We start from the raw sequence: 24,987 nt of genomic DNA, 5'->3' as shown, positions 1-24,987 counted from the left end.
CCGATACCGTCTTGTGACAGTGGCAGCCTAGTCCCTATTGCGCACGCGAATTAGGCTCGGGTCCGTGTGGTGTCCTCACGGGCGCCGACCAGGGCCCGAACGGCATCCTCGCTCCCGCCCCCAGCGGGTCCGCGAACCGCCGACGCCCGGACAAGCTGATCCCGCAGAGGAACCCCCCGTATGACCACTCGCAACGTCGACGCCCGGCGACTCAACGTCAAGGGCCTGCTCATCGCGATCGGACTGCCGGTAGTACTCGTCGGCGCCCTCGTCGCCACACTCCTGGGCACCGGTGCCTTCAGCCGGGAGAACCAGGGCGAGGACGCCAGCCTCTGGCTGTGGACGACCCCGGCCGGCGAACTCGCCCGCGTCAACGGCCTCACCGCCGCCACCGACGTCCGCTTCGAACTCGAGGACGCCGCCGGCAACGCCGTCCAGGTCGAGCAGACCGACTCCCACCTCATGCTGCGGGAGATCGCCACCGGCAAGGTCTCCGCGATCGACCTGTCCACCCTCGAACTCACCGGCGAGGCCGAGACGGCCCCCGGTGAAGGCGTCCGCCTCGCGCTCGCCGACGAGGGCGCGTTCATCATCGACCAGACCCAGGGCCTGGTCAACCAGGTCGACCCGTCCACGCTCACCGCGATCGGCGACCCCCTCCAGTTCCCCGCGGGCCTCACCGGCGGCGCGTTCGACGCCGCCGGCAAGCTGTGGATCGGCGTTCCCCGCGAAGGCACCATCGTCCAGATCGAGCCGCGGGAATCCGGCGCGAAGGCCCTCGGCACCGAGGTCGTCGCCGAGCCCCGCCAGGAGCTCGCGCTCACCGTCCTCGGCGACGGCGTGGCAGTCCTCAACTCCACGGTCAAGAAGATGACGACGATCCGCTCCGACGGGCGCCGCTCCGAGACCGACATCGAGCTGGCCGGCCCGGCCGAGACCGCCGACACCAGCCCGGGCACCATCGCCTCGGTCACCGTGACCGACCCGCCCTCGGTCGTCACCGTCAACGACGACCAGACCCGCACCTTCGACATCGCCGCGGGCGCCTCGAACCTGCTCGGCGCCTCGGTCGAATTCCACCAGCGCATCTACGTCCCGGACGGCGCCTCGGGGCTCGTCTGGGTCTACGACCTCGACGGCAACGAGCTCGACCGGATCGAGATCGACTCCGGCAACGGCCCCGTCGAGCTCTACCACACCGGCGACACGCTCTTCGCGAACGCGGTCAACACGAACGCGGCCGTCGTCGTCTCCTCCGACGGCAACGCGCGCCAGGCCGACAAGGACCGCGACGACATCCTCGGCGGCGACGCACCGCCCGAGGACGAGACCGGCGGCGACGAAGGCGACGAGGACGGCAACGACGAGTCCGCCCCCGAGATCGGCCCGCCCGGCGCGGTCACCAACCTCGACGGCACCGTCGGCGACGGCCTCATCAACCTCTCCTGGGACGCCGCGCCCAACAACGGCTCCGCGCTGACCAAGTACGTGGTCGAGGGCGCGGGCGAGACCTGGGAGATCTCCCCGAGCCAGCGCGTCCTGGAGATCGGCGACCTCGACAACGGCTCGCCGTACACCTTCACCGTGACCGCCCACAACGCCGAGGGCGCGGGCGACACCGTGACCTCGCCGTCGATCACGCCCTCCGCGGACGTCCCCGACCCGGTCGGCGCGGTCGAGGCCACCGCGAACCCGGACGGCACCGTCACCGTGAAGTGGGACGAGGCCGACGGCCAGGGCAACGACGTCTCCGGCTACCAGGTCGAGTCGGTCTCCGGCAACGGCGAGCGAACCGTCGCGGGCCAGTCCGACGGGACCGAGTTGGTCGTCCCCGCCGGCTCGCTCGAATACGGGGTCCAGTACGCCTTCCAGGTCACGACCCTTTCGGGTGCCGCGGCTTCGGCGCCCTCGCCCTTGTCGGCCTCGGTCGTGCCGTTCAATGTGCCCAACGCGCCCGGCGATCTGATCGCCCAGACCTCGGGCTCTGCCGCCGGCACGATCGACGTGGCCTGGAGCCAGCCGTCCAACAACGGCCGCGACATCCAGAAGTACATCGTGCGAGCCGGCACGCAGACCGTGGAGGTCCCCAGCGGCACCACGGCGAGCCTGTCCGGCTTCGGCAACAACGAGCAGGTGAGCGTCTCGGTCACCGCCGTGAACGAGGCGGGCGAGTCCGAACCGGCGCAGACCACCTCGAACACCATGAGCGCGCCGACGGTCCAGATCCAGAACCACGAGTCGCTGGCCAACCAGATCAACCTCACCCTGGCCATCGACGACGGCGGCAGCAGCGACGCGCAGTGCACGCTGCTGAGCGACGGCGTGAACGAGCAGACCGGCAGCTGCCCGGACGTCTTCGCGGTGACCGGCCTGTACGCCTCGACGGGCTACTCCTTCCAGATCCGGATCTCCAACCCGGCGGGCGAGGCCACCTCGTCCACCTACAACGCCTCGACCAAGGCCATCAACGGCAAGGTCTACTTCAGGTGCGATGAGGGGTACGACACTCCTTCCGGCTACTGCGACTCGGTCGACGGGGTCAGTGTCTACTCGCAGCCCAGCCAGTCCGGCAACTCAATCGGCACGACCAACACTCCGACCAGCTACAAGGCGTACTGCTGGACCACCGGCGATGCGAGCATCCCGCCCCGTGGAACCGAGAGCGGCCAGGAGGTCGACTATCACCCCGGCAAAGACGCCTCGAACAAATGGGTGAAGATCGACTACGCTTCCAACGCGTACATCCCCTTCGTTTGGTTCAACATCGACGGCGTCGGGAAGAACTCCACCGGGGACCTCCCGGAGTGCTAGCAGGAGAGATGAATGCACGACACCGAGCAGACCCACCCGCTGCGAGTGCCTAGGAGCATGCAGCAGCAGCAGGTCACGCTGGGCGCCGCGCAGGCCGAATCGTTCGCGACCGCCTTCGAGCGGCTGGGCGCGGCGATCGACACCGTCGTGCTCGGCAAGCAGGAGGTCGTGCGCCTGGCGCTGACCGCCATGTTCGCCGAAGGCCACATCCTCCTCGAAGACGTGCCCGGGACCGGCAAGACCACGCTGGCCCGGGCGATCGCCGCCGCCGTCTCCGGACAGTGGCGGCGCATCCAGTTCACGCCCGACCTCCTGCCCTCCGACGTCTCGGGCGTCACGATCTTCAACCAGGCCAGCGGGGCCTTCGAGTTCCATCCCGGCCCGGTCTTCGCCAACATCGTGATCGCCGACGAGATCAACCGGGCCAGCCCCAAGACCCAGTCAGCGCTCCTGGAGGTCATGGAGGAAGGCCGCGTCACCGTCGACGGCAACCCGCACTCGGTGCCCCAGCCGTTCCTGGTCGTCGCGACCCAGAACCCCGTCGAGATGGACGGCACCTACCGGCTCCCCGAAGCCCAGCTCGACCGCTTCCTCGTCAAGCTCTCCGTCGGCTACCCCGTCGAGGCCGCCGAGATCGAGGTCCTGCGCGGCACCCACCAGCGCAGCCCCGAGCACCTGCCGTCCGTGGTCGACACCGACACCGTCGCGCAGATGGCCGAGATGGCCAAGCACGTCTACATCGCCGAGCCGCTGTACGCCTACCTCGTGCAGCTCGCGAACGCGACCCGCAACCACCCGCAGACCGCCGTCGGCGTCAGTCCGCGCGGGCTCATCGCCCTGACCCGGGCCGCCAGCGTGTTCGCGCTGTCCCAGGGCCGCACCTACATCATCCCCGAGGACGTGAAGGCCCTCGCCGGACCGGTGTTCTCGCACCGCATCCAGCTCGCCCCCGACGCCGCCATGCGCGGGGCCACCGGCGCCGGCGTCGTCGCCGACGCCTTCGAGCAGGTGTCGGTCCCGCTCCCCGCCTCGGCGGCATGAGCGACGCCGCTCCGGCCACCGTGCCCGAGCCGGACCCCGCCGACCCGACCGCGGCGTCCGGTCGCGCCGAACGCCTCGGGAACCTCGCCCTGGCGGTGCCGGTCACCGGGCGCGGCGTCGGCCTCGCCGTCGCCGCCGCACTGCTCCTGGCCGCGGGCTGGGTCTGGGGCTACCCCGAACTCGCCGCCGTCGGCGCGGCCGCCGCGCTCGCGTGCGTCGCCGCCGGCTCCGTGATCGCCGCCAGGCCGCGACTCGAGGTCCAGCGCGAGGTCGTCCCCGACCGCGTCTCGGTGGACCAGACCGCCACGGTCCGCCTCACCGTCCGCAACACCGGGCGCTGGCGCTCGGTCAACGCCCGGGCCGTGGACGCCTACGGGGGGACCGGCATCGAGACCCGCCGGGTCGCCGTCCCGCTGGCGCGCCTGCGCCCCGGCAAGAGCGCCGGGGCGAGCTACCCCGTCAACGCCGAGCGCCGCGGCGTGGTCGACGCCGGGCCCCTCGGCATCGGCAAGCGCGACCTCCTCGGCCTCGCCGCGACCGCCGGGAACTTCGGACCGACCGCGCGCCTGTGGATCCACCCGCGCCTCCACCAGCTCGGACGCACCCCCGACGGCCTCGCCCGCTCCCTCGAAGGGACCGCCGACAAGGTCGAACAAGGCTCGCTCACCTTCCATGCGCTGCGCGAATACGTCATCGGGGACGAACTGCGCCACGTCCACTGGCGCACCTCCGCGCGCATCGGCAAGCTCATGGTCAAGGAGCACCTCGACACCTCGCTGCCGACCGTGGCCATCGCGATCGACGACCGCGCAGCCAGCTGGCCCGACCCGCCGCCCTTCGAGGCCGCCTGCGAGGCCGCCTACTCGATCCTCACCGCCTGCTTCCGCGCCGAATACCACGCCGCCCTCGTGCCCGCCTCCGGCGCCCAGGTCTCCGGCGCCGGGCGCGACTCCTACGGCGACCTCCTCGCCGAACTCAACCCCGACGCCGCCGACAGCCTCGACGTCTACGTCGCCCGCCTCACCGCCGCCCGCTACGGCGACACGCTCGTGTGGATCACCGGGACCGAGCCGCCCACCGACCGCCTCGCGTCCCTCAAACGCTCCTATCCGACGGTGATCGCCGTCCACCTCGCGACCGGACTCCCCACCTCGGCCGCGCTCGCGGGCGGCCTGCCCACCATCCGCGCCGCCGACGGCGAGCAGTTCGCCGCGGCCTGGAACAACGGCGGGACCCGGCTGTGAACGAGACCCTGCCCCCGCCGCTGATCGAGCGGACCCCGCCCGCGCCCCGCCGCGCCAGGCGGGCCCGCTACCGCCTGCGCGTCGCCACCGTCGCGGTCTGCCTCACGCTCATGTGCGCCCTCGCCGGCGCCGTGGCCGGGCGCATCTACCACGGGCAGCTCCTCGCCCTCCTCGTCGTTGGGGCCGCCTTCGCGGCCTTCGCGATCGGCTTCGCGCTGCGCAACCGGCCCGCGTTCCTCGCGCCGAGCGCCTCCGCCACCGGACTGGCCGCCTACCTCCTCGGCGCCATCGTCCTCACCAGCGACGGCGCCGACCCGCTGGGCACCGAGATCGTCGACGCCCTCGTCAACGCCGTGCCCCGCACGCTGACTGCGCTCATCCCGGTCGAGCCCGCACCGGACACCGTCGTCGTCCCGGTCTTCCTCTCCTGGCTCGCCGCGACCCTCGCCTGCGAGTTCGCGATCCGCTACGGCCGCACGCTCCTGGGCTGCCTGCCCCCGACCCTGCTGTACGCCGCCGGGCTCTACCTCGTCGGCCCGAACGCCGCCCCCGGGACCCTGTACGCCGTCGCGTTCTGCGTCCTGGCCGCCGCCGCGCTCGCGGTCACCGCCGCCCCGCCCGAGCGCCGCCCCGACCGCGACGCCCAGGTCGACGGGCCCGCGCCCTCGCGCACCCCCGCCCTCATCGGCGCGGTCGTCACGACCACCGTGCTGGTCGCGGCCGTCGCCGTCCTCGGCCCGGCCGTCGCCCGGCTCGTCACCACCAGCCCCGGCGACCCCCGCGAGTTCGTCGAGCCCCCGCAGCTCACCGACATCGACCTCAACCCGCTCGTGCGCATCGCCGAATGGGCCAAGTACCCCGACCAGGAGCTGTTCATCGCCGACACCAGCGCGGACGCGTGGATGCGCCTGGCCGTCCTCACCGAATACGACGGCACCACCTGGCAGGCCACCGGCGACTTCCGCACCGCCGGGACCGTGATCCCCGGCGCGGGGGAGGCCGACTACAGCGCCGACGTCGAGATCATCGAGCTCGGCGGCAAGCTCGTTCCCGCCGCCGCCGACCCCGCGACGGTGACCGACCTGCCGATCGCCGTCAACCTCTACACGAGGTGCCTGCTCACGCCCGACGGCCTCGCCACCGGCTCGAAGTTCCACGTCGACTCCGCGCTGGTGCACACCGATCCGGCCGCCGCCGAGACCGCCCGGGCCGACCTCTCGGACGCGGCCACGGTCGCCGTCCCGATGGGCACCCCCGAGATCATGGCGACGATCGCCGACTACATCAACACCGAGTACGACACGCCCTATGCGAAGGCCCAGGGCCTCGCGGACTTCCTCGGCCAGCACTACGCGTTCGACCCCGAGGCCCCCTCGGGGCACGACCTGCCCGCCCTGGGGTTCTTCCTCGCCAGCCCGGTCGACGCCGGCGGCCAGCGGGGCACTTCGGAGCACTTCGCCGCGGCCTACGCCGTCATCGCGCGCCTCATCGGGCTGCCCAGCCGCGTCGTCGTCGGCTTCGACGTCCCTGAAGGCGCCAGCACCGTGACGGCCGCGCAGGGCCTGGCCTGGCCCGAGATCGCCTTCGACGGCGTCGGGTGGGTCCGCTTCGACCCCATGCCCGCCGCGGGCGCCGTCCCCGTGCCGCCCGAGGACACCCTCGAGCAGATGGAGGAGGAGACGCCGAGCCCCGAGGAGGCGTCCGGGGGCGGCGGCGAGGCCGAGGACTTCAACGATGAGGCGCTGGAGCAGGACGGCGACTTCAACGACGAGGCCGGCCAGGAGGACTCGGGTCTGCCGGTCTGGGTCTGGTACGCGGCGGCCGCGCTGCTGCTGGCCTGCGTGCCGCTCGCGTTGAAGGCCCGCAGGGCGCTGCGGCGCCGCCGCAGGCTCAGCCGGGGGAGTCCCGCCGAACGCGTCGCCGGAGCCTGGGCCGAAGTGCTGTCCGAGGCGGCCCGCGCGGGCGTGAAGGTCCCGGGCCACGCGAACGCCGAGGAGGCCGCCGCCCGGTTGGCGGTCCTCGCAGCGGACATCGGCGTATTGCCCAGATTGGTCAACGCCGCGGCTTTCGCCCCGGGGGCGGTCGCGGAGGAGGACGCCCGCGCCGCGGCACAGGTGGCCGAGGCCTATCCGCGGAGCGTCCGGCACCAGGTAAAACGGTGGAAACGCTTCCTTACTTGATTTGTGCCGCTTCGTGCTTGACAATTCCATACAAATGCCGCTTGAGGTGGGGCGATCCCAGTCCGTGGCAATCACCTGGCAGACTGTGACGTATGGAGAACCCCTTCTTCTCTGTCCGTTTTCGCGGATACGACCGAGCCCAAGTCGACCGTGCCGTCGCCAGAATCCGCACCGCAACGGATGCCGGCGCGCCCCCACACCCCGATTCGCTGACCAATCTCGGCTTCCAGCTGACCATGCGCGGATATGACACGGGGGAGGTCGACGAGTACTTCGCCGAAGTCGCGAGATCGCTGCGCGGCAGCTAGTCTGGTTGCGTGACCGCCCAGGACCCGTACCCCAGCACGCAGCAGCCCGCAGGCCCGCCGAACGCGGCGCCGCAGGGCCCCCCGCAGGTCCAGGGCCAGTACATGCAGTACCAGGCGCCCCCGCCTTATTACCACCCCTACCCCGCACATCCGGTCTGGCAGCCCGTCCCGGCGCCGGTCATGATCGACGGGTACTACATGGTGCAGCCGCGGCTGCGGCCGATCTTCTCCGGCCCGGCGATCGGTTCGCTGGCGGCGGGCATCGGCGGCGTCGTCGGCGCCTTCGTCGGACTGGTCTCGGCGGCCTTCAGCCCGTGGACGGGCGTGGCGTTCTTCATGTTCGGCATGCTCTTCGGGATCGGTTCGGTGTCGCTCGCGGTCTTCGCGACGCGGCAGATCCGCGCGTCGCAGGGCGGCGTCTCGGGCCGCGGCGTCGCGATCACCGGGCTCGTGATGGGCCTTGTGGCGTGCCTGTTCGCGGCGCTCGCCGGCCTGATCGCGCTGATCGGCCTCAACTGACGAACGCGAACGGCGGCCGTCCCCACTCGGGGCGGCCGCCGTTTCGCCGTGCTCAGCAGTAGGTGTCGAGGTGCGATTCCATCGCGGAGGCCTCGGCGGAGTCCACGCTCAGGTCGTAGAGGTGCTTGACGTGGATCCAGGCCTTGACGTAGTCGCAGCGCAGCCCGGCGGTGTCGACGGGCATCCACTCGGCCGGGTCGTAGTCGCTCTTGGAGCTGTTCGCCGAGGTGGTGGCGACCCACAGCTGCGGGGAGTCGACGTCGTTGGCGAAGGCCTCGCGCTCGGCGGTGGTCCAGGCCCACGCGCCCGAGGCCCAGGCCTCCGACAGCGCCACGACGTGGTCGATAGTGGCGTTGGAGACCGTGGAGGTCCAGGAATTGTCGAAGTCCGACTGCCACGAGCCGGAGTCGGGCTGGCAGTCCGAGCCGGTCTCGACGTCGGTGCCGTCGCGCTTGAGCACGTACTGGCGGGCCGTGCAGCCGTCGCCGACGCTCGACCAGTGCGGGAAGAGGTCGCGGTCGTAGGAGTCGCCGTGGGACTCGGCGGCGACGGTGAGCCCGGCCAGTTCGGTGTAGGCCGTGGCGGTCGAGGGGATGCCCGGGGGCCGGACCGCCTGGGCCGGAGCCGAATCGAGGACGAGGACCGTGATGACCGCGACCGAGGCCGCCGCGAGGAGTGCGACGGCGCGCTTCGCGGCGCGCTTGGCTGCTTGCATGGATGCTCCTGTGGGGGAAGGGATCGCTGCGGACTCAGGGGGACCATTAGATCGACGGACGCGAATGCTCCGGCCGACCAGGAATCATCGAATCATGGGATGTCAGCCTGACGCAAGGGGCGAAGGCAAACTTTTACGTACGAGACATGGCAAACTTACGCAAGTGTTGGAATGCGGACATTCCGGCTCGCGGACTTGCGATTGCGAAGGCGGGCAACTGGGTACAATCTCGACATGACGATCAGCGGTTCTGAAGCCCTCCTCGACGGCCTGGCCATCGGCCACCTGCCCGACCGCCTGGGGGCGGCCTCGGACTTCGAGTTCGAATGGGGCGAGGTGCAGTTCGTCCAGCGCGTCTGGGAGACCGAAGTGGACCCCGGCGTCTGGCGCGTCGACCTCCAGGTCCAGGTGCTGCGCGGCGCCGGCCTCACCGACCTCGACGCGCTGCGGGACTTCCTCGTGGAGTACCACGAGCGCGGGGACGACTGGAAGGCCGAGCCGTTCGGCGCCGACGGCCTCGCCTCGGGCCGCGAGGTCGCCCGGCTCCTGGCGCCGTCCCTCGCGGTCGAGGTCCGGGACCCGTTCGAGCGGCAGGGGATCGACGCCGTCAAGACCGTCGCCGCCGCCGTCAGGCCCGCCTGAGGCGAGTCGGGTCAGTCGAGCTCGCCGCGCCACGGCGGGTTCGCGCCCGCCCGCGAGCAGGTGATCGCCGCGACCTTCGAGGCGAACCGCACGGCCTCGCGGGCCTCGTCCGCGGTGAGGAGGCCCAGGTCATCGGGCCGCAGCCGCCCGTTGCGCGAGAGCCAGTCGAGCAGGGCCCCGCTGAAGGAGTCGCCCGCGCCGACCGTGTCGACCATGTCGGCCTCGGCGGCCGGCACCGCGAACGACTCGCCGCCGGCCCGCACGAGCGAGCCCTCGCCGCCGCGGGTGACCACGACGAGCTTGCGGCCCTTCCGGATCCAGCCCTCAGCCAGCTCGCCCGGGTCGGCGCCCGGGTAGATCCACGCCAGGTCCTCGTCGGAGACCTTCACGATCGCGCTGAAGGCGAGCCACCGCTCCAGGCGCTCGCGGAACGCCGCCCGGTCGCCCAGGAGCGCGGGCCGCACGTTCGGGTCGAGGCTGATCGTCGCGCCCGTGCTCTGGCCCGCGAGCCATCGCTCCACAGTGGTCCCGCCCGGGTCGAGGGCGAGCGCGAGGGAGCCCGCGTGGATCGCGTCCAGGCCCGGCTCCTTCGGAAGCTCGGCGATACGCCACTGCCAGTCCGCGGTGCCGTCCACGTGGAACGCATAGCTCGCCCCGCCGCCCTCGGCGACCGACACGATCGCCAGGCTCGTCGGCTCCTCGGCGTCCACGATCCAGCGCAGGTTCACCTCGGACTCGGCCAGGTGCGTGCGCAGGAGCCTCCCGAACGCGTCCGAGGACAACCGCCCCAGGAACCCCACGTCGGAGCCCAAGCGGCCCAAGGTGACCGCGACATTCATGGGACTCCCGCCCGGGTGCGCCACGGGATGCCGGGCGTCGGCCGCGGCGACCTCCAGGTCGATCAGGGCCTCCCCGATCACACCGATCATGCGCGCACCAGCCTCTCGATCCGTCCCGCCGTCGCGGAAGCCGATGATAACCGCCCTCCCGCCCCGAGGGGCGCGACGCGAATCATCGGGGGACTCGCGACCGACAGGGAGGGAGCTTCCATCAAGGCCCTTGCAACCCGCTCGCCTGGCCGGGCGGGTTCCTGGCGAACAGGTTGCGGCGGTAGGCCTCGCCTAGGCCGAGCACCCGGACGGTGCCGGCGTCGGGACGGCGCAGGCCGTCGACGCACTCGACGGTGGTTGTCTTCCCCGCGCCGTTCGGCCCGAGGATGCCGAAGATCTCTCCCTTGTCGACGGTGAACGACACTTCGGCCACGGCGACCTTGTCGCGGTACTGCTTTCGAAGGCTCTCGACCTCTATGACGGACATGTGCTCGCCCTTCTGCGCGATGCGGTGATGACACCGTCAACGATGCTGGTCGGCGCCGTCCGCCGCATCGCTCCACCGACTCCTGGATCGGACGACGGGCCGTATCGCCCGAACGGCGCGGCCATCGCCCGAACGGGCGATGCGGCGGCGTCGTGTCGCACGCGCGATTCGGGGGCGACCGCTCGACCGGCGGGTTCAGTGCGCGGGAACGGAGACGCAGACGAGCGCGGTGTCCTCCAGCGCCTCGACCTCGCCCGGTGAATCCTCCGGGACATGGAGGAAGCCGCCCGGACCGATCTCCACCTCGCTCCCGGCGCTGCGGATGCGGATCCGGCCGTGCACGACGACCCACACCTCCTCGTAGGGGGCGGGGAGGTCGGCGCGCTCGCCGCGGCCGAACCGCGCCGAGTACGCGCTGAGCGGGCCGCCTTCGGCCTGCTCCACCGCGGGGGTGATGGAGATCCGGCGATCGCCGAAGCGCAGCGTCCGGTCGTTCTCCTCCGTATCGAAAACGCGAACGAGGGCATCGGTCATGGCCACTCACCTCTTGCGGGTCGTGTCGGTCAGTTCTGGGTGCATCGCAGGTCGGATGCGGCCCGGTCGAGGAGGCGGGGGCCGGGTTCGGCAGGACCTTCGGCCCCCTCGTCCCGGGGTCGGTCGCCCTCGTCGAGACGGGCCCGTCGCAAGCCCCAAAAAGCCACGGCGGCAAGCAGAGTGAATCCGACCGCGGCGACGATGTAGGTGTCCCGGGTGGCGATCGCGAACGCCGCGGCGGCGGCGTCCGCGACCTGCCCGGCCAAGTCGGGCGGCAGCGCCTCGGCAGCGGCGAGGGCCCCGCCGATGCTCTCGGCGCTCTGGCCCGCCGTCGCCGCGTCCAATCCGGTCGGCAGCGAGTCGCGCACCGCGCCCGAGTAGCTCAGGTACGCCACGGTGCCGCCCATGGCAAGCCCCGCCGTGTTGCCCAGACTGCCGCTGACGTCCTGCATCCCCTGCGCCGTACCGGTCTGCGAGGCCGGGGCGCTCGCCAGCACCACGTTCGTGCCGATCGCGAACACCGGCGCCATGCCGATCGCCACGACGCAGGAGGCGCCGACCAGCGCCGCGGTCGACGCCTCGGGTCCCGCGGGCACCACGAACAGGACCCCGACCGCACCGACCGCGGCGGTCAACGCGCCCAAGCCGATCGCGTGACCGGGGCGGAGCCGGCGCAGCAGCACCGGCGAGGCGGCGGTGGCCGCCACCGACACCAGCGCCGGCACCACCAGCCACGCCCCGGCGGTGAGCTGCGAGTGGCCGGACACCACCTGGAGGTGCTGCGCGAACTGGAGATCGGCCCCGGCGCTGGCGGTGATCACCAGCCAGAGGCACAGCAGCGCCGTCGAGAACGACGCCGACCGGAACAGGGCCAGGTCCAGCAGCGGTTCGGCCAGCGTCCGCTGCCTGCGCAGGAACGCCGCGATGAGGACGACACCCGCCGCGACGGCGAGGCCGCGCCACGGGCTCCATCCGTGGGCCGCGAGTTCCTGTCCGCCGTAGACGAAACCGGCGATGCCGAGCGCCGACAGGCCGATGCTCGCGCCGTCGATCCGCCCCTGTCCGGTGCCGCCGGCGCCCGGCAGCAGGCGCCAGGCGCACGCGACCCCGAGGGCGATCGGCACGTTGAGCAGGAAGATCGCGCCCCACCAGAAGTGCTCGAGCACGAGTCCGCCGAGCGGCGGCCCGAGCGCCATGCCGCCCGAGAACGCGGCCATGAGCAGGGCCACGGCGACCGAGAACCGCCGGTCGGAGGGGAACATCCGCCGCAGCAGCGCCACGGCCGCCGGTGCGAGCGTCACCGTGGCGGCCCCGAGGAGCATCCGGGCGAGGATCAGCACCTCGATCGAGGGGGAGGCGGCGGCGAGCGTGGAGGCGGCGCCGTACGCGAGCAGCCCCACGAGCAGCAGGCGGCGGGGCCCGAAGCGGTCCACGAGGCGGCCGGCCGTCAGCACGAGGCTCGCACCGGCGATGTCGCCGATGTGGAGGACCCACAGCTGCTGCGTGCCGGAGGGGAGGAGTTCGGCGGCGATGGTCGGCATCGCCAGGAAGAGCACCGACATGTCCACGGCGGTCATGAAGATCGGGATCGACAGGACGCCGAGGCCGATCCAGGCGGCGGATCCGGCGCGGTCGACCGGGGGTACAGGGGATGGGGGTGCTGCTCCGCGCATCATTGCGCCTTCCGTCGATTTACGGTACGCTACGTACCGTATTGATTATATCCGGGGAGGCGTCGTGCAAGCAGCTCTTCCGGCCCGGGGCCGACCTCGCAACGAGCACATCGACGCGGCGGTCCTCCAGGCCACCGCGTCGACGCTCGACGAGATCGGCTACCGGGGCGTGGCGATCGAGGACGTCGCGCGGCGGGCGGGCGTCAGCAAGAGCGCGATCTACCGCCGCTGGCCCAACCGCCGCCGCCTGGTGCTCGCCGTGCTGGAGGACCGGCTCGGCCGCATCGAGCCGCCCGACTCCGGCTGCACCCTGTGCGACCTCCACGAGTGCCTGGTGCTGGTGACCCAGGCGTTCTGCCGCCTCGGCGCGGGCACGCTCGCCCAGCTCGCCGCCGACGGCGCCGGCGACCCCGACCTGCACGACGAACTCATTGAAGTCGTCTTCGAACCGCCGCGCCGCGCCGTCCACCGCACGCTGTTCGAAGCGCGCCGGCGCGGCGACCTCAGAGATGACGTCGACCTCCCGCTGACCGTCGACGTCCTGTCCTCGCTGACGTTCTACGGGCTCCTGCTCGGCCGCGACCCGATGGAGCCCGACGAGATCGAAACCGTCGTCACCACCATGCTCCGCGGCATCGCCGCCGACGCCGATCTCCTGCTGCGCGAATACGTCCGGCACGAGCGGCACGAATCCGCTCCCTGACAGGCGGCCACGGGGCGGTGGGCCGCGTTCGCCGCGGCGGACGGCGCGACGAGGGGGCCGGGATGCGCTACGGCTGGGAAGCGGTGTCGGTGCCCGTCCCCCGGTCGGGGGCCCGTCCGGGGCGCCCGCTGCTGCAGAACTCATGTTTCATCTATTGCTCATTCGTATGAGGAGATGGTAAGAATATTGAGGCGAGCATCAGTGACGGTGCTTCCGTACTCAATCAGAACGATCGCGAGGCAGAGTGAGCGGCGATGGCGAGTAGAGGGCGAGCTCCCCGGCAGAGCGACATTGCGCGGGTTGCGGGCGTCACGCAGTCCACGGTCTCGCTCGTGCTCAGCGGTCGGGCCGTGGCGGAATCGATCCCGCGGGCGACCCAGGACCGCGTCTTCGCGGCTGTGAAGGAGCTGCAGTACGTCCCGAACGTCGCGGCGACCTCGCTGCGCGGGGGACGCACGGGCCTGATCGGCGTTCATACGTTCGAGCCGGTGTTCCCCGTGGCGTCCGACGACTACTACAACCCGATTCTGGTGGGGATCGAAGAGCAGGCCGTCGAGCTGAAAGTCGACCTCGTGCTGTTCGCGTCCACGCAGGGGAATGACGGCATCCGCAGGATCTATGCGAATGGGACGAACCGCCTCCGCCTGGCCGACGGCGCGGTGATGCTGGGTATGGAGCAGAACGAAGAGGACCTGGTTCGCCTGGCGGCTGAACAGTACCCGTTCGTTTTCATCGGGCAACGAGGCGGCGCGAGTGCGCAGCGGCCTTATGTGGCTCCGGACTATCACAAGGCACTCGCCTCGGCGCTCGATCCGCTCGCCGAGGCGGGGCATCGTCGCATCGCATACCTCGGCGAGTCCGTACGGCGCAGCCCGCAGGAGGCGCGCTATGAAGGCTTCCGCGCGCATGTCGCACGTCTGGGTCTCTCCTCCGGCGAGCCTCGGTTCCTCGCGCTCGACGAGCTGAACGCCGACGTTCTCCACGACATCCTCCGGGACGGCTCCACCGCGTTGGTGATCGAGCACCACGACCCCGCAACGCGCGCCGCCGCGATCGTTCGCGAACTCGGCCTCGACATCCCCCGGGACCTGTCGATCGTGGTACTCGACACCGTGCCCGACGGATCACCGGCCCGCGCCTGGAGCCAGATCCGGATGCCGCGCCGTGCCCTCGGCCGCCGCGCCATCTCCATGCTCGTGGAGTTGCTCGACGGATCGATCCCCAACACCTACCACGAACTGCTGCCGGTCGATCCCCCCTCGACGGCGAGCATCTCCAGCCCCTAGACGTTCCGACCATCCCGATTTGAACGGGCTACACCCCGAACCAAGACCGAGTAGTCCGTACTCATACGAAAAAGGAGATCCGATGAAGACACACCTACCAAGACGAGCCCCCCGGTGGAGGAGCGTCGCCGCGCTGGCTCTCGGCGGAGTCCTGCTGGCCGGATGCACCTCGCCGCCCTCGGACGGCGGTGGGATCGAGGGCGAGACGTTGACCGTGTGGTTCCCCGGGACCAATCAGGCCGAGATCGACCTCGTCACCGGCCCGATCGCAGAGGCGTTCGAGGAGGAGACCGGCGCGAAGCTCGACGTCACGTTCGTGGACTGGGGCGACCTGTCCACGAAGCTGAACGCCGCGTTCGCCGCCGGGACCGCCCCGGACGTGTTCGGACACGGTCCGGCCGCGATCGCCGACTTCGTCGTCAACGAACGACTCGAGCCCCTCGACGACTATCTCGCCGAACTCGAGCCGGCCGACGTCGAGGACATGGCCGCCGCTCTACCGGGAGGTCAGGTCGACGGTGCGCAGTACCTGATGCCTCTGTCCATGCAGGGCAGCCTGATCGTTTACGACGCGGCCGACTTCACCGACGCCGGCCTCGACCCCGACGCACCGCCGACGACGTGGGAGGAAGTGCGCGCCGTCGCGGAGGACCTCACAGTGCGTGACGGCGACACCATCACCCGCTCCGGCCTGCTGATGCCCAGCCAGGCGATCGGGCGGCAGCAGACCTTCGCCGCGCTGCTCGGATCGGCGGGGGGATCCCAGCTGAACGAGGAGGGCACCGAGGCCGCATTCGACTCCGAGCAGGGCGTTCAGGCGCTCGAGTTCTTCACCGAACTGTTCGCGGGTCCCGACGCCGTCTCGGCGGACCTCGGCGCGGACTACATCAACGCGCCCGCCGCGCAGCAGCCGATCGTGCTCGACACGGCGGCGATGATGATCCAGTCGGCCAGTGGCGCGAACCAGATCATCGCCGCAGCCCCCGAACTGGACCTTCGCGTGATGGACGCGCTGCCCTTCGAGGGGCAGGATGCGGGTTCCGCCCTGGGAGGATCCGGTCCCGGTCTGATGATCAATGCCGACAGCGAGCTGAAGAACCTCGCGTGGGCGTTCATCTCGCACCTGCTCGAGCCTGAGGTCAGTGCCGAGTACACCGAAGGCATCGGCGCGGTGCCGGTACGCGCATCCGCGGCGGAGACCGCCTACGTGCAGGACAGTCCGGCGCTCCAGGTGTTCATGGCGAACGCGTCGGACTTCGAACCCAACCCGAACGTTCCGGGATGGGTCCAGGCACGCGACACCTTGGACAAGTATCTCGAGCAGGCGTTGAACGGTGTCCTTTCGGCACAGGAAGCGCTGGACCAGGCGGCCCAAGAGGTCGACATGGTCCTCGAATCGAGCCGGTAGGAGCTTCTCGTCGTGTCGACAAGCACACCGTCCCCCATGGGCGAGGCGACGACCTCGCCCGTGGGGGGCGTACCCAGCCCCCCGGCGTCAGGACGGCGACCCCGCCGCTGGAGCCGCATCCAGATCGTCGGCCTGCTGTTCGTGCTTCCAGCGGGCCTGTACATCCTGATCTTCCAGATGATCCCCGTCGTCTACGGGTTCGTCCTCAGCTTCACCGAGTACAACCCCATCCGCCGAGGCGGGCCCGAGTTCACCGGTCTCGACAACTACGCCGAACTCGTCGGCGACCCCGAGTTCGGCAAGGCACTGCTGATGACCGGTCGGTACGTGCTGCAGGTGCTGCCGGCGACCGTCGTGATCGCCCTCGTTCTCGCGCTGTTGGTGAACCGACCGTTCCGCGGAGTGGGCCTGTTCCGTTCCGCGCTCTACCTTCCGCACATCGTCTCCCTCACCGTCGTGAGCATGGTCTGGCTGTGGATGTACTCCCCGAGCGGCCTGTTCAACGACATCCTCACCAGGTTCGACTTTTCTCCGCAGACGTGGCTGCTGGATGCCGACACCGCCCTCAACGCCGTGTCCGGCATGCGGATCTGGAAGGCGCTCGGCAGCAACATGGTGCTGTTGCTGGCAGGGCTCCAGTCCATCCCCCGCGACCTGTACGAGGCGGCTCGCGTCGACGGTGCCGGTCGATGGAAGACCTTCCGCTACGTGACGCTGCCGGGGCTGCGGCCGATGCTCGTGTATGTCGTGGTCATGGACATCATCTTCCTTGCGCAGGGCTTCGCCGAGGTCTACGTCCTCACCAAGGGCGGGCCTCTGGGGTCGACGACGACCGTGAACTTCCTGATCTACACCGAGGCGTTCCAGTACAACCAGTTCGGATCGGCGTCGGCGATGGCGTTCGTGCTCTTCGCGTTCATCGTCGGGTTCTCCGTGCTCTCCGTCCGTTCGCTTGTGGGGAGGCAGAAGTGACAGGCACCCGATCGGCGGCCATGACGTCGCCGCGCACGAGGAGGATCAAGGGCACGTCGCAGGTGCCGGCGATGATCTTCCTCTACATCCTGTCGTTCTTGGTGGTCATACCCTTCGTCTGGATGATCAGCCTGGCGTTCACCCCGAACCATGAGGCATTCGGCTCGGTTTCGCTGATCCCCGCCAATCCCACCTTGGAGAACTTCGGCACGGCGTGGATCGACGCGAACCTCGGGCGGGCCATGTTCAACTCGCTGCTCGTCGCCGTCGCCGTCGTGGCATGCAACTGCGTGTTCTCGGTTCTCGCCGGCTACGCGTTCGCGCTCATGCCCTTCCCAGGCAGCTTCGGGATCTTCCTCGGGATCCTCGCCACCACGGCGATCCCCGTCTCCGTGACCCTCATACCTCTGTTCCTGATGGCGCGCGGGATACCGCTGGCGGGAGGCAACGACATCCTCGGGCAGGGCGGCAGCGGACTCCTCGACACCCTGGTCGGCGTCATGCTCCCCTACCTGATCCTGCCGATGAACATCTTTCTCGCCCGGCAGTACTTCAGCACCTCGCCCCCGGAGCTCGCGGAGGCCGCTCGAATCGACGGTGCCAGTGAGTGGCGCATCTTCCGCTCCGTCTACCTGCCGCTGGCGAAACCGCTGGTCGCCGTCGTCGCGATCTTCTCCTTCGTCGGAGTGTGGGACGACTTCCTCTGGCCGCTGGTCGTGACCAACACGGAAAGCTCCCAAACCGTGCAATTGGCGCTCGCCCGGTTCCTCGCCAGCGGCAACATCCAGTACGGCCCGCTGATGGCCGGCGCTGTCATCGCGACGATCCCGGTCGTCATCCTCTTCCTGTTCAACCAACGCGCCTTCGTGTCCGGACTTGCCGACGGCAGCGTCAAGGGCTGACCGGTCCGATTCCTCCCGAAAGGAAACCTTGTGCATACCAGTGCCATCTCCACCGATCTCCTCGTCGTCGGCGGGGGGCTCGGAGGCGTCGCGGCGGCGTTGACCGCCGCGAAGCTCGGACTCCGCGTCGTCCTCGCCGAGCGTTCGACTTGGCTCGGCGGGCAGTTGTCCACACAGGCCGTGCCGCCCGACGAGCACCAGTGGATCGAGACCTCCCTGACCTCGCCCAGCTATCGGGCGTTGCGGGAGACGATCCGCGGCCACTACCGCCGTGCGTACCCCCTTACGAAGCAGGCCGCCGACATCGAGCACCTCAACCCGGGGATGGGCTTCGTCTCTCGCCTCTGCCATGAGCCGCGGGTGGGCGCCCTGGCGATGGAGGAGACCCTCTCCGCGCACATCGCCTCCGGAGCGATCACGGTACTGCGTGAGCACACCGTGATCGAGATTCTCCGAGAAAGCCGACGAATCACTGCGGTGACACTGAGCGGGCCGAGCGGTGATCGGATCGAGGTGCACGCGATTGTGGTCGCCGACGCCACGGAGGAGGGCGATCTCATCGAGCCGGCAGGGCTCCCGGTCGTCATCGGTGCCGAAGGGCGGGACGAGACGGGGGAACTGCACGCCCCCGACGTCGCCGACACCCTCGACCAGCAGGCGGTCAGCTGGTGCGTCGCCCTGGAGTTTCGGCCGGGGGAGGACCACACGATCGCCCGGCCCGACGACTACGACCACTGGCGGGAGACCAGCGACCCCCGCTGGCCCGGCTCCCAGCTGTCGTGGACGGACGTCGTCCCCGAGACCCTCCAGCCGCGGGTGCGTCCGCTGTTCGCGCAGTCTCCCGAGCAGGCGATCCACACGCGCGCCGAGGACCTCTGGCAGTACCGGCGGATGCTGTCCAGGCACATGTTGGACGCGTCGTTCACCGGTGGGGAGATCACTCTGGTGAACTGGCCGCAGATCGACTACTGGGAGCTGCCGCTGCACGGTGTGAGCCCGGAGGAGCGCGAGCGGGCGCTGGAGGGCGCACGATCCCTGACCCGCAGTTTCCTGTACTGGATGCAGACCGAGGCACCCCGCCACGACGGAGGGACCGGCTACCCGGAGCTGCGTCCCCGCGGTGACGTCACCGGTACCGCCGACGGATTCGCGAAGGAGGTGTACGTCCGGGAGTCGCGGCGCATCCGTGCGCTGTTCACCGTCACCGAGGGGCACATCGGCCGCCAGATGCGCGGTGTCGACGCGGGAAGCGAGATCTTCGCAGACAGCGTCGGCACCGGCTACTACCGGATCGACCTGCACCCCAGCACGTCTGGACGCAACTACGTCGACATCGACTGCTTCCCGTTCCAGATCCCCCTCGGCGCCCTGATCCCGGCGGACGCCGACAACTTCGTCGCCGCGAACAAGAACATCGGCACCACCCACATCACCAACGGCGCCTACCGGCTGCACCCGGTCGAATGGTCGATCGGCGAAGCCGTCGGCGCCCTCACCGCACGGGTCGTGGCGACCGGGCTGAACCCGGCGCAGATCCGAGAGGACCCGCAGCAGCTCGCGCAGTTGCAGCGCGTCCTCACCGACGACCTCGGGGTGACGCTCGCGTGGCCGGAGGAGATCCGTACCGGCGGACCCGCGTTCGACCGCGTTCCGACGAACGCTGTCGCCGAGGCTCCGGCGCACCCGCAAGTCTCGGTGTAGCGGCAATGCTCACCGAGCACTACTGCACGCGTCCGTACCGCGCCGTCTTCGACCGCGACAAAGGAAGAAGCACGTCATGAAGATGCAGCGAACCGACCTCCGAGACGGCTGGACCCTGGCCCACCTGGATGGACTCACGCCGGCCGGCATGCCTGTCGCGCAGGTCCCGGCAGAGGTTCCCGGCACCGTGCACACGGCGTTGCACGCCGCCGGATGCATCGAGGACCCGTACCTGGACGATCAGGAGGCCGCGCAGCGATGGATCGGCCGGTCGCGCTGGCGGTACCGCACCGCGTTCGATCTGGATGACCTCGGCCCGGGACTGGACCTCGTCTTCGAGGGCATCGACACTGTCGCCGCGGTCCGACTGAACGGCAAGGAACTGGGCCGCTCCGAGAACATGCACCGCAGCTACCGGTACGACATCCGCGACGCCGCCCGGCACGGGCCGAACCTGCTGGAGGTCGACCTCGAGTCGCCGGTTCGGGAGGCCGATCGACGCTCGCTGGAACTGGGATACCGCCCGCACGTCAATCCGCACCCGTTCAACGCGCTGCGCAAGATGGCCTCCAGCTTCGGGTGGGACTGGGGCATTGACACGGCGAGCGTCGGCATCTGGCGTCCGGTGCGGGTGGGGCGATGGACCGCGCGGCTGAACGACGTGCGCCCCGTGACACGCGTCGACGGCCCCCGCGGACACGTCGCCCTGCACGTCGAGGTCGACCGCACCGACCGAGACCGCCGCCTCGCCGTCGCCGTCACGGTCGGCGACCGTACGACTCGCGCCGAGCTCGGCACGGACACCGATCGCACCGTGGTCGAAGCCGAGATCCCCGACGTGCAGTTGTGGTGGCCGCGGGGACATGGTGATCCGACGCTCTACGACGTCCATGTCGCGCTGCTCGACCTCAGCGACCCCGCAGGCGAGACCGTGCTGGACGATCGCAACCACCGCATCGGGTTCCGCACCGTCCGCCTCGACACGACGCCCGACGATCACGGCACCCCCTTCACTCTGCGAGTCAACGGCCGTCGAATCGAGGTGCGCGGTGCCAACTGGATCCCGGACGACGCCTTCCCGCATCGCGTGACCCGCGACCGCTACGCGACCCGGATCGGCCAGGCCGAGTTCGGTGGACTGAACCTGCTGCGCGTCTGGGGCGGGGGCATCTACGAGTCCGACGACTTCTACGACCTCTGCGACGAGAGGGGGATCCTGGTGATGCAGGACTTCCTGTTCGCGTGCGCGGCCTATGCCGAAGACGAACCACTGCGCAGTGAGGTCGAAGCCGAAGCACGGGAGGCGGTCACCCGACTCGCCTGGCATCCGTCGCTGGTGATCTTCAACGGCAACAACGAGAACCTCTGGGGTCTGCACGAATGGGGGTACCTCTCCCGGCTGGACGGCGCCACCTGGGGCGCCTGGTACTACTACGATCTGCTGCCGAGGATCGTCGCCGACCTCGCACCGCAGATCGGATATACGCCTGGAAGCCCTTTCACCCCGGCAGGCAGCGGACTGGGCGACGACCCGGATCACAACGATCCGCATCAAGGCACGATGCACATCTGGGACGTGTGGAACGAGAAGGACTACACGGCCTATCGGGACTACACGCCGCGGTTCGTGGCCGAGTTCGGCTGGCAGGCCCCACCGACCTGGGCGACGCTGACACGCGCGATCTCCGACGACCCGCTCACCCCGGAATCGCCGGGCATGATCGTCCATCAGAAGGCGGTCGGCGGCAACGACAAGCTCACCGACGGGTTGCTCCCACATCTGCGACTGCCGAACGACATGTCGGATTGGCACTGGGCGATGCAGCTCAACCAGGCGAACGCCGTCCGCACCGGCATCGGGTGGTTCCGCTCCCGTGCACCGGTCTGCTCCGGCAACATCGTCTGGCAGCTCAACGACAGCTGGCCGGTGACCTCGTGGTCGGCCGTCGACGGCGACGGGCGCCCGAAGCCGCTGCTGTACGCGCTGCGGCACGTCAACCGGGAACGGCTGCTCACCGACCAGCCCGCCCCGGACGGTCTCGAGGCGTCGATACTCAACGACACCGACCGGCGATGGACCGGCGAGCTGCTCCTAGAGCGCAGAGACTACGACGGCGTCGTTCTGGCGGGTACCGCGGTGCCGGTCGCCGTCGAACCCCGCGGCGCCCAGCGGGTCCCGATCCCGCGCGAGATCGGCACCGCCCTCGCTCCCGAACGGGAACTGGTCGTCGCATCCCTTCACGGGACCCGAGACCTCTGGTTCTTCGCCGAGTACCGAGACAGCGAGCCGGCGACGTTCGACGCCCAGGCGATCCGGGTTCCAGAGGGGTATGAACTGACCGTCCGGGCCCGGACACTGATCCGCGATCTCACGCTCCTGATCGACAAGCTCGACCCCGCCGGGTTCGTCGACGACGCTCTCAACACGCTGCTGCCCGGGGAACACGTGAAGCTGCGGATCGAAAGCGACGCAGCACTCGATCTCGAAACCCTTGTGGCCCCGGACGTGCTCCGGTCCGCGAACCAGTTGGCCTCCCCCGGCCCGGAACGCGGCTGAGCGACCGGGTTTGGAGACCGCACCCCGCACGACCCTTGCCCGGCACAACACCGTAACGACCCAATCGATGCACCCCCACCCTCTAGGAGGTTGATCATGGAAGATCAGTCCGTCCCGTCAGTGTTTCGCTCGTCGACGACCCGCAGGCAAGCCCTCATCGGCATGGCCACGGGAACCGTGGCATTTGCACTGGCGCTGAACACGCCACCGTCCGCGGCCACGGCTGCTGCCGCGGGGCCGCTGGCCGACGTCGCGCCGCTGCCGGCGGGCGCCCCCGATCGCGCGCTCTTCGCTGCGGCCGAACAACGTCTGGCTCCCTACCTGGCAGTGCTGGCCCCGCTGGCCAACGGTGTGGAGGACGCGGATCCGGACACCTACGGGTTCATGCGGGGCGGGTTCTGGCGATCGCCGGCGCCGACCTTCAACGCCCGAGTGCAGGAGAACGTCTTCACGCTCTCGTGGTTCCACGCGAACACCCGCAGCTGGAACCCCTACGCGGGGGATCCGGCACTGCTGGCGCGCCTGGACGCCGCCATCGGCCACTACCTCAGACTGCAGAAGCCGCAGGGGTGCTGGCCGGAGTACTCGGCCGGAGAACTGTCGCGGCCCGCCACCGCGTTCGCGCTCGGCTTCCTCACCGTCACGCTCATCGAGCTCCAACGTGCCGACGCCCTGCCCGATACTCAGGCCGACATCATCACCGCGCTCCGCACCGCCGCGGACTGGTTCCTGGATCCCGCCAATCCGACCGTCTGGTCGAACCCCATCCCGTACACCAACCAAGTCGCCGGTGGGCTGCTCGGAATCGCAGAGGCGCTGCCGCTGCTCGGCGATCCCACACTGGCAGACCGGCTGAACGAGCGGATCGACGTGCTCGCCCGTGACGGCCTGAGCCCCGTCGGCTACTTCTACGAGCAGAACGGCAACGACTTCGGCTACTCGGTCGGCGTCATGACGCCCGACCTGGCCGCACTGTACGAGACCACCGGCTCGCCCGTCGTCAAGCGACTGCAAGAACGCTACTTCGAGTGGGTCCGGTACAACTTCGTTCGTGAACCCGACGGCGCGGGCTGGTTCTGCAACGTCGCGACCTCTTCGCGCACATCACTTTTCATCCTCGACGACGTGAAGGACGACAGCTACAAGGCCGATATCAACGCGCTGTGGACATCCAGCATCCCGATCTCCGCCGCCTTCACGACGTCACGAGAGGACAAGGCGGCGCTGAGGGCCGCCTGGGCGGCATCGACCGCGCCGGTCGCCCCGCCGCCCGCCGCTGGGACCGATCCTCAGGTGGTGCGCCTGTCCACCTACCCGGAGGGGTTCCCCACCCGTGCCAAGAAGAACGCCGCCATCAGCACCATGCCCTACCTGGCCTCGGACGACTTCGTGGAGTTCCGCACCGATCCCCGCGGACAGCAGCACCTCTTCGTCCGCAAGCCGAAGTACTACTTCGGCGGCTTCTTCGGCACTCGCCCCACATCGCGGGTGCAGGCCGGCTTGAGCTTCCTCTGGCATCCGGATGCCGGGATGGTGTTGTACGGCTCGAACAACGGCGTGGAGAACTGCTGGGGCACCCACCGCTCCAACCAGTACACCAGCATCGACTCCAACGGGAACCTGGCCGCCCGCTACTTCGAGGGCGATCCGGCGCGGAACGACGAGCTCGCACTGGACGAGGTGAACACGGCCGTGAGCCTCGGCGTCCGCTACGCACCGCTGGACGGCCGACTGACCAAGGACGCCCAGTTCCGTGCGGACGCCCTCCGGATCAAGGTGACGGCGCGTGAGCATTCGACCGAGCGCCTGCCCTTCGTCCTGCGCAGTGATGACCGACTGACGTTGCTCGGTGCGAGGGAGACCGAGTGGGTCCCGGGCGTCGACGTCTCCGGTGAAGGCACCGGGCTGCGCGTCCGTCGCGGGAACACCGATGTGGTCATCAAGTGGAACACGACACTGCTGGTTCGGCTGGTGCCGAAGACGCAGACCTACTTCAAGGACGCCTCCCGACGCCAGCACATGCTTCTCCTGCCGTTCGGCACCGCGTTGGAATACACCATCCGCTTCGCGCCGGTTCGGCCGCCGGCGGGAGGCCTGCGTCTGGGATCGCCCCCACCGCCTCCTACTCTCTAAGAACTGGTTTCAAGTTCGTTGGCGATCGGACTGGTTGTCCGGTGCAGGGTTTCGGGTTTGCTCGTTGAACGGGCATGGCGAAGCCTTGGGAGATTGATGAAGGCCTGTGGGCGCGGATCGCGGCGCTGTTGCCTGAGCATCGCCCCGGGTCACGTGGTCCGGTGCCGTTGGATGACCGGAAGTGCCTGCAAGGCGTCCTGTTCGTGCTCTATACCGGGATCAACTGGAAGCACCTGCCACCTGAACTCGGCTTCGGATCCGGCATCACCTGCTGGAGGCGGTTCCGCCGCTGGTGCGAGGCCGGAGTCTGGGACCGGCTCCATCGTCGCTTGCTGTCCGAG

General features: G+C 69.9%; 20 protein-coding genes and 1 pseudogene. 16 read left to right on the top strand and 5 right to left on the bottom strand.

Going from position 1 to position 24,987, the window contains the following annotated elements:
- The first annotated feature begins 180 nt into the window (after nt 1-180).
- The 6 genes from BLQ63_RS23645 to BLQ63_RS23620 all read left to right on the top strand — a co-directional run bounded on the left by BLQ63_RS23645 (nt 181) and on the right by BLQ63_RS23620 (nt 8,103).
- The gene (locus BLQ63_RS23645) at nt 181-2,811 is read left to right on the top strand and encodes a fibronectin type III domain-containing protein (protein ID WP_091040004.1); all 2,631 of its coding nucleotides are present in this window, start codon (nt 181-183) and stop codon (nt 2,809-2,811) included.
- Nucleotides 2,812-2,823: 12 nt separating this feature from the next.
- Entirely contained in the window at nt 2,824-3,852 is a 1,029-nt protein-coding gene (locus BLQ63_RS23640; protein WP_218125464.1) for an AAA family ATPase, read from the top strand.
- A complete protein-coding gene (locus tag BLQ63_RS23635; RefSeq protein ID WP_091040002.1) occupies nt 3,849-5,096 on the top strand; it encodes a DUF58 domain-containing protein in 1,248 nt (415 codons plus the stop codon). The genes BLQ63_RS23640 and BLQ63_RS23635 overlap by 4 nt, the downstream gene beginning before the upstream one ends.
- A complete protein-coding gene (locus tag BLQ63_RS23630) occupies nt 5,093-7,276 on the top strand; it encodes a transglutaminase domain-containing protein (RefSeq protein WP_091040001.1) in 2,184 nt (727 codons plus the stop codon). Before BLQ63_RS23635 ends, BLQ63_RS23630 begins: the two co-directional genes overlap by 4 nt.
- 92 nt (nt 7,277-7,368) lie before the next feature.
- Nucleotides 7,369-7,584: a DivIVA domain-containing protein gene (locus BLQ63_RS23625; protein ID WP_091040000.1), complete on the top strand. Its 216-nt coding sequence runs from the start codon at nt 7,369-7,371 to the stop codon at nt 7,582-7,584.
- Between the two features lie 9 nt (nt 7,585-7,593).
- Complete coding sequence (locus tag BLQ63_RS23620) at nt 7,594-8,103, top strand: DUF4190 domain-containing protein (RefSeq protein WP_091039999.1); 510 nt, start codon at nt 7,594-7,596, stop codon at nt 8,101-8,103.
- 52 nt (nt 8,104-8,155) lie between these two features.
- On the opposite strand, the gene BLQ63_RS23615 is transcribed toward BLQ63_RS23620, so the two are convergent.
- The gene (locus BLQ63_RS23615; protein ID WP_091039998.1) at nt 8,156-8,818 is read right to left on the bottom strand and encodes an HNH endonuclease family protein; all 663 of its coding nucleotides are present in this window, start codon (nt 8,816-8,818) and stop codon (nt 8,156-8,158) included.
- Nucleotides 8,819-9,052: 234 nt separating this feature from the next.
- Here BLQ63_RS23615 and BLQ63_RS23610 point away from each other — a divergent pair, with 234 nt between their 5' ends.
- Nucleotides 9,053-9,460, top strand: coding sequence for a hypothetical protein (locus tag BLQ63_RS23610; protein ID WP_091039997.1), 408 nt, complete (start codon nt 9,053-9,055; stop codon nt 9,458-9,460).
- Nucleotides 9,461-9,471: 11 nt separating this feature from the next.
- Here the strand turns inward: BLQ63_RS23610 and BLQ63_RS23605 are convergent, their stop codons facing one another.
- The 4 genes and pseudogenes from BLQ63_RS23605 to BLQ63_RS23590 all read right to left on the bottom strand — a co-directional run bounded on the left by BLQ63_RS23605 (nt 9,472) and on the right by BLQ63_RS23590 (nt 12,984).
- Complete coding sequence (locus BLQ63_RS23605; RefSeq protein WP_091039996.1) at nt 9,472-10,389, bottom strand: carbohydrate kinase family protein; 918 nt, start codon at nt 10,387-10,389, stop codon at nt 9,472-9,474.
- A gap of 193 nt (nt 10,390-10,582) precedes the next feature.
- Nucleotides 10,583-10,777, bottom strand: a pseudogene (locus BLQ63_RS23600) (ATP-binding cassette domain-containing protein); the annotation flags it as partial.
- A 195-nt stretch (nt 10,778-10,972) separates the two neighbouring features.
- Nucleotides 10,973-11,311 (bottom strand): cupin, encoded by a 339-nt coding sequence (locus BLQ63_RS23595; RefSeq protein ID WP_091039994.1) that lies wholly within the window; start codon nt 11,309-11,311, stop codon nt 10,973-10,975.
- 29 nt (nt 11,312-11,340) lie between these two features.
- A complete protein-coding gene (locus BLQ63_RS23590; RefSeq protein ID WP_218125463.1) occupies nt 11,341-12,984 on the bottom strand; it encodes an MFS transporter in 1,644 nt (547 codons plus the stop codon).
- 64 nt (nt 12,985-13,048) lie between these two features.
- On the opposite strand from BLQ63_RS23590, the gene BLQ63_RS23585 reads away from it, so the two are divergent.
- The 9 genes from BLQ63_RS23585 to BLQ63_RS23545 all read left to right on the top strand — a co-directional run.
- Entirely contained in the window at nt 13,049-13,687 is a 639-nt protein-coding gene (locus BLQ63_RS23585) for a TetR/AcrR family transcriptional regulator (protein ID WP_218125462.1), read from the top strand.
- A gap of 254 nt (nt 13,688-13,941) precedes the next feature.
- Nucleotides 13,942-14,973 carry a LacI family DNA-binding transcriptional regulator gene (locus BLQ63_RS23580; protein ID WP_091039992.1) on the top strand — a complete coding sequence of 344 codons (1,032 nt, stop codon included), beginning with the start codon at nt 13,942-13,944 and terminating at the stop codon, nt 14,971-14,973.
- Between the two features lie 82 nt (nt 14,974-15,055).
- A complete protein-coding gene (locus tag BLQ63_RS23575) occupies nt 15,056-16,381 on the top strand; it encodes an ABC transporter substrate-binding protein (RefSeq protein WP_091039991.1) in 1,326 nt (441 codons plus the stop codon).
- Between the two features lie 12 nt (nt 16,382-16,393).
- Entirely contained in the window at nt 16,394-17,353 is a 960-nt protein-coding gene (locus tag BLQ63_RS23570) for a carbohydrate ABC transporter permease (protein ID WP_143015059.1), read from the top strand.
- Nucleotides 17,354-17,373: 20 nt separating this feature from the next.
- On the top strand, nt 17,374-18,255 hold the full coding sequence (locus tag BLQ63_RS23565; protein ID WP_091039989.1) for a carbohydrate ABC transporter permease: 882 nt from the start codon (nt 17,374-17,376) through the stop codon (nt 18,253-18,255).
- Between the two features lie 30 nt (nt 18,256-18,285).
- Complete coding sequence (locus BLQ63_RS23560; RefSeq protein WP_091039988.1) at nt 18,286-19,956, top strand: FAD-dependent oxidoreductase; 1,671 nt, start codon at nt 18,286-18,288, stop codon at nt 19,954-19,956.
- 76 nt (nt 19,957-20,032) lie between these two features.
- Complete coding sequence (locus tag BLQ63_RS23555; protein WP_091039987.1) at nt 20,033-22,513, top strand: glycoside hydrolase family 2 protein; 2,481 nt, start codon at nt 20,033-20,035, stop codon at nt 22,511-22,513.
- Between the two features lie 96 nt (nt 22,514-22,609).
- Complete coding sequence (locus BLQ63_RS23550) at nt 22,610-24,646, top strand: hypothetical protein (RefSeq protein WP_143015058.1); 2,037 nt, start codon at nt 22,610-22,612, stop codon at nt 24,644-24,646.
- 74 nt (nt 24,647-24,720) lie between these two features.
- Nucleotides 24,721-24,987 (top strand): transposase (locus BLQ63_RS23545; protein WP_143015057.1); only part of this gene is annotated, 267 nt, incomplete at its 3' end.

The sequence above is a fragment of the Glycomyces harbinensis genome (assembly GCF_900101745.1).
Lineage (GTDB): Bacteria > Actinomycetota > Actinomycetes > Mycobacteriales > Micromonosporaceae > Glycomyces > Glycomyces harbinensis.
Note: the sequence above shows the minus strand (reverse complement) of the source record. Positions and strands in the feature narration are given on the sequence as shown.

Excerpts from the sequence above, each read along its gene's own strand:
- BLQ63_RS23565 (WP_091039989.1), top strand. The coding sequence starts at position 17,374 with ATGACGTCGCCGCGCACGAGGAGGATCAAGGGCACGTCGCAGGTGCCG.
- BLQ63_RS23610 (WP_091039997.1), top strand. The coding sequence starts at position 9,053 with ATGACGATCAGCGGTTCTGAAGCCCTCCTCGACGGCCTGGCCATCGGC.
- BLQ63_RS23580 (WP_091039992.1), top strand. The coding sequence starts at position 13,942 with ATGGCGAGTAGAGGGCGAGCTCCCCGGCAGAGCGACATTGCGCGGGTT.
- BLQ63_RS23550 (WP_143015058.1), top strand. The coding sequence starts at position 22,610 with ATGGAAGATCAGTCCGTCCCGTCAGTGTTTCGCTCGTCGACGACCCGC.
- BLQ63_RS23645 (WP_091040004.1), top strand. The coding sequence starts at position 181 with ATGACCACTCGCAACGTCGACGCCCGGCGACTCAACGTCAAGGGCCTG.
- BLQ63_RS23595 (WP_091039994.1), bottom strand. The coding sequence starts at position 11,311 with ATGACCGATGCCCTCGTTCGCGTTTTCGATACGGAGGAGAACGACCGG.
- BLQ63_RS23605 (WP_091039996.1), bottom strand. The coding sequence starts at position 10,389 with ATGATCGGTGTGATCGGGGAGGCCCTGATCGACCTGGAGGTCGCCGCG.
- BLQ63_RS23615 (WP_091039998.1), bottom strand. The coding sequence starts at position 8,818 with ATGCAAGCAGCCAAGCGCGCCGCGAAGCGCGCCGTCGCACTCCTCGCG.
- BLQ63_RS23575 (WP_091039991.1), top strand. The coding sequence starts at position 15,056 with ATGAAGACACACCTACCAAGACGAGCCCCCCGGTGGAGGAGCGTCGCC.
- BLQ63_RS23555 (WP_091039987.1), top strand. The coding sequence starts at position 20,033 with ATGAAGATGCAGCGAACCGACCTCCGAGACGGCTGGACCCTGGCCCAC.
- BLQ63_RS23590 (WP_218125463.1), bottom strand. The coding sequence starts at position 12,984 with ATGCGCGGAGCAGCACCCCCATCCCCTGTACCCCCGGTCGACCGCGCC.
- BLQ63_RS23635 (WP_091040002.1), top strand. The coding sequence starts at position 3,849 with ATGAGCGACGCCGCTCCGGCCACCGTGCCCGAGCCGGACCCCGCCGAC.
- BLQ63_RS23640 (WP_218125464.1), top strand. The coding sequence starts at position 2,824 with ATGCACGACACCGAGCAGACCCACCCGCTGCGAGTGCCTAGGAGCATG.
- BLQ63_RS23625 (WP_091040000.1), top strand. The coding sequence starts at position 7,369 with ATGGAGAACCCCTTCTTCTCTGTCCGTTTTCGCGGATACGACCGAGCC.